Origin of the sequence: Microvirga soli (assembly GCF_016734765.1) — a bacterium.
Lineage (GTDB): Bacteria > Pseudomonadota > Alphaproteobacteria > Rhizobiales > Beijerinckiaceae > Microvirga > Microvirga soli.
Window position 1 is genome coordinate 1 of record NZ_JAERQE010000119.1, and the last position, 3,677, is coordinate 3,677.

The 3,677-nt window shown below is 58.3% G+C and carries 4 protein-coding genes and 1 pseudogene; 3 read left to right on the forward strand and 2 right to left on the reverse strand.

The window, feature by feature from the left end:
* A pseudogene (locus JKL45_RS29340) lies at window positions 1–77 on the reverse strand (IS6 family transposase); the annotation flags it as partial.
* Window positions 78–317: 240 nt separating this feature from the next.
* Between JKL45_RS29340 and JKL45_RS29345 the strand changes: the two are divergent.
* Window positions 318–1,154, forward strand: a complete 837-nt coding sequence (locus JKL45_RS29345) for a class I SAM-dependent methyltransferase (protein ID WP_201865285.1) — start codon at window positions 318–320, stop codon at window positions 1,152–1,154.
* 247 nt (window positions 1,155–1,401) lie between these two features.
* Window positions 1,402–2,106, forward strand: coding sequence for an IS6 family transposase (locus tag JKL45_RS29350; RefSeq protein ID WP_201865286.1), 705 nt, complete (start codon window positions 1,402–1,404; stop codon window positions 2,104–2,106).
* A gap of 79 nt (window positions 2,107–2,185) precedes the next feature.
* On the opposite strand, the gene JKL45_RS29355 is transcribed toward JKL45_RS29350, so the two are convergent.
* Entirely contained in the window at window positions 2,186–2,614 is a 429-nt protein-coding gene (locus JKL45_RS29355) for a YybH family protein (RefSeq protein WP_201865287.1), read from the reverse strand.
* A 362-nt stretch (window positions 2,615–2,976) separates the two neighbouring features.
* Here JKL45_RS29355 and JKL45_RS29360 point away from each other — a divergent pair, with 362 nt between their 5' ends.
* On the forward strand, window positions 2,977–3,279 hold the full coding sequence (locus tag JKL45_RS29360) for a hypothetical protein (RefSeq protein WP_201865288.1): 303 nt from the start codon (window positions 2,977–2,979) through the stop codon (window positions 3,277–3,279).
* The last annotated feature ends 398 nt before the right edge of the window (window positions 3,280–3,677 follow it).

Sequence of the window (3,677 nt, forward strand, 5' to 3'; positions counted from 1 at the left end):
AGGCTGAGATTGTAGGCGAGATACCACCGCACGCAGAGCAGGATCACCGAGCGATCAAAATGCCTGCCCTTGAACATCTAGCACCTCCGAAGCTTGCCGGAGGCGTAGGGCGAACTGAGTTACTAATGGGTTTGCGACGGAGCCTGGGAATGTTCCAGCCCTTGAGGCGCGATACGGCGTGGCTCCGGCCGCAGATACATCGGCTCTCACTGATCAGGGCGCCAGTTCAGCTTCAAAAGTAGGCGGAAAGATGCCATTCTGCACGCCAGCGGGTCCGATCTGTCATCCTGTCTCAGTACCATTGAAGGAGACGAGCCGTGCGTGACATTGAAAGTGGCGTCTCCAGGCATTACGCGTCCTACGATGTCCTTTCTCGTATCCGCGCCGGGCTCGCGGAGATGGGGCACGACCCTGACAGAGTTTCACCCGACGTCCTGAAGCCAGTGGATGAATTCCACATCGGCGGCGCAGAGGCGACATCTGCGCTTCTGGAAAAGCTCTCCATCCGGCCTGATATGGAGGTGCTCGACATTGGCTCGGGCATTGGTGGTCCGGCCCGGATGATCGCGACGCGATACGGCTGCCATATGACTGGCGTAGACTTGACGCCACATTTTGTCGAAACGGCTCGCGCGCTCTCCGCCATGTGCGGGATGGCGGGTCGCGTGCGCTTCGAGGTTGGGAGTGCGGTCGCGCTGCCACTCGGCGAGGGGAGCTTCGATCTTGCGCTCCTCTTGCACGTCGGCATGAATGTGCCCGACAAGGCAGCGCTTCTTCGCGAAGCACGCCGCGTGCTCCGTGATGGGGGAACTTTCGCGGTCTACGAGGTCATGCGTACGGGTGACGGCGATCTCAGCTTCCCGGTGCCTTGGGCGGAAACGCCGGACCTGTCGGCGCTCGAGACGCCGGAGACTTATCGCAATGTGGCCACAGAGGCTGGCTTCGCTCTTCAGGCTGAGGAAAACCGGCGGGAAGTCGCGCTCGACTTCTTCGCGCGCCTCCAGGCGCAGGCTGCAAGCAGCGGGCCGGCGCCGTTGGGACTGCACAATCTGATGGGCCCCACCGTCAAGGAGAAGGTGGCTAACATGATCACCGCGGTTCGGGCTGGTACAATTGCGCCCATCCAAATGGTCTTTTCAGCCGCGCCACACTGACGTCGTACGGCGTCGGCTTAGGCGGCCCCTAGAAGTCGGGCGATTGAGCGGGCGGCAATGCTCTGTTGCATAGTGTCTGGACTTTCTGAGCGTTCATGCCATCGTCAATCCTCAGGCTTTTTGGTCTGGGTTGGGTGTCTTGTGCCTTTACCGATCCCTGGCTGGTTCACTACAGGCGTTCTGCTGATCCAGTCCAAACGGTACTGCCAGGTTGGACAGAGTTGCGGTCTGTGGCAGGATTCCGGGCATGAGCTCGACATCCAACCCGTACCGAGGCTTCCGCTTTCCCGCCGAGATCATCAACCAGGCGGTCTGGTTGTATCACTGCTTCAGCCTCAGCCTACGTGACGTTGAGCTGATCCTCGCGGCGCGAGGCATCGTGGTCAGCTACGAAACGATCTGCGAGTGGAGCCTGCGGTTCGGACGGACCTACGCCAAGACGCTCAAGGGGCGGAGGCCGAAACCCGGTGACAAATGGTTTCTGGACGAGGTGTTCGTCCGCATCCGAGGCAAACTGCACTACCTCTGGCGAGCGGTCGATAAGCACGGCAACGTGCTTGACGTCTTGGTTCAGAGCTGCCGCAACACGAAGGCCGCCAAGCGCTTCTTTCGCAAGCTACTGAAGGGTTTGTGCTACACGCCCAGAGTCCTCGTTACTGATAAACTCGGATCCTACGGCGCCGCCAAACGCGAGATCCTGCCAAGCGTTGAACATCGGCAGAGTCGATATCTCAACAACCGCTGTGAAGTATCGCACCAACCCACCCGACGACGGGAACGCCACATGAGGCGGTTCAAGTCAGCCGAGCATGCGCAGCAGTTCCTCGCCACTCACACACCGATCCACAACCACTTCCAACTCTGCCGTCATCGTCTGTCTGCCAGTGAGTATCGGGCTGCACGGGATCGCGCCTTTGCTACGGTGGCGCGAAGGGCACCGTTGCTGCCTTAATAGGCTGACGTGGAGCGGCTTGGCGGCTGTCCCAGCGGCAACTTCCGCTGCTTACGTCAACTTGACAGTACCGTCCGTGCTAATTGTTCGTATTCCAGATATCGGTGGCGAGCTTCCAATCGCTTCCAACTTTCTCCCAGACCACCACATACTTGCCCGTGATCTCCTGCGGCTGTGATGCTTTTGTCTGGAAAGAGAAGGTGCCTATCTCAAGGGCTCTGTCGTCGCCAAGCGGCTTCACCTCAACGGTCGTCAGCTTGCCATTGCCAAGCTGCTCCGCAGCACCCTTCCAGAACACCTGAATGGCGCTCCTGCCCTTCATCATCTCGGCTCCAGGCGGCAGGATGACGGCATCCTCGGTGTACAGGGCAGCAGCTCCTGCCGCGTCGCCCGCATTGAAGGCTTGGGCAAACTTGTCACTCAGGCTCTGAATGGTGGCCTTGTCCTGTGCCGTGGCAGGAGCCGAGAGGCACAGGCAAGTAGCGGCAACAATGGCGTGGATACGCATGGCTTTCTCCTACAATCACGCACAGACGCCTCCAGCAAAGCTCTATTGTACAATCATCGTCAGAGCAGGAAATCATCCTGCTGCGGCAAGCTGACATATCCGAAAGAGTTATTCGTTTGTCGGCTTTCAGACAGACGCATGGTGCATTGTTCAGTATTTCCCAGCGCGTCCTCAGCAAACATCATGGCTGCACGGGCTGACACCTACCTGAGTTATCATGCAGGGGCGGTGAGAGCCGCGCCATGACTGAGATATGCTGAGGCAGGACTGTTTAGGGATGAACCGTTTCTTGAGAATTGGCATGGGCTGAGCTTAAGCACCTGAACAAGGGTGCGGCTCAGCCCGATCCATTGGGTATCGCAATGCAGAACCACCAGCATGTCTCTTCTGTACTCAACCGCCTGATCATCGGTACAGGACAAACCTTCGATCTGCATACTTTGTTGCAGAGCACGTCACGGACCCTGTCCAACCTTGACTTCGAGCATCAGCATGAGATGCAGCGGATTGAGCGCGGCAGGACTGATCCTGCGCTCAAGAGACAGATCATAGATAACCTGAGGCGGCGGCACCGCGAGCGGCGTCAGCCTTACGTGGCGCTGATTGCCGAACTTGAGAAGCGCCTTGTACCCCCTCTGGCGGGTGATCTTCAGGCAGCAGGCTGATCCACCCCTTTCGTGAATGCACCGGCTCCGTCGCCTCCTACGGGACGGAACCTCAAGCGCCGTCTGCGGGCGCTTTTCATGCGATGAGGCCCTCCGCTGCATCAAATGAAACTTAGAAGGGACGAAAGAGGGCTTTACGAGCCTTGAAGTGAGCCTCTCCTTCTGTCTTCGGCCCCAGAGTTGCTCGGCTAATGCTCGCTGTTCGTAAGCCAACCCGCTTTCCTCTGCGTGATCACCGAAACGTGACAGCATGCCGCGTTTAGGAGTATTCTTCTAACCAGATTAGTGTCGGGATTCAGACAGACAGAGTTCCTGCCCATTGTTTACTTTTGATTAACTCGGAAGGCTGAACAGGGGGCACGAATGACTGCACAAACGCTGACGCTTGTACATGATCG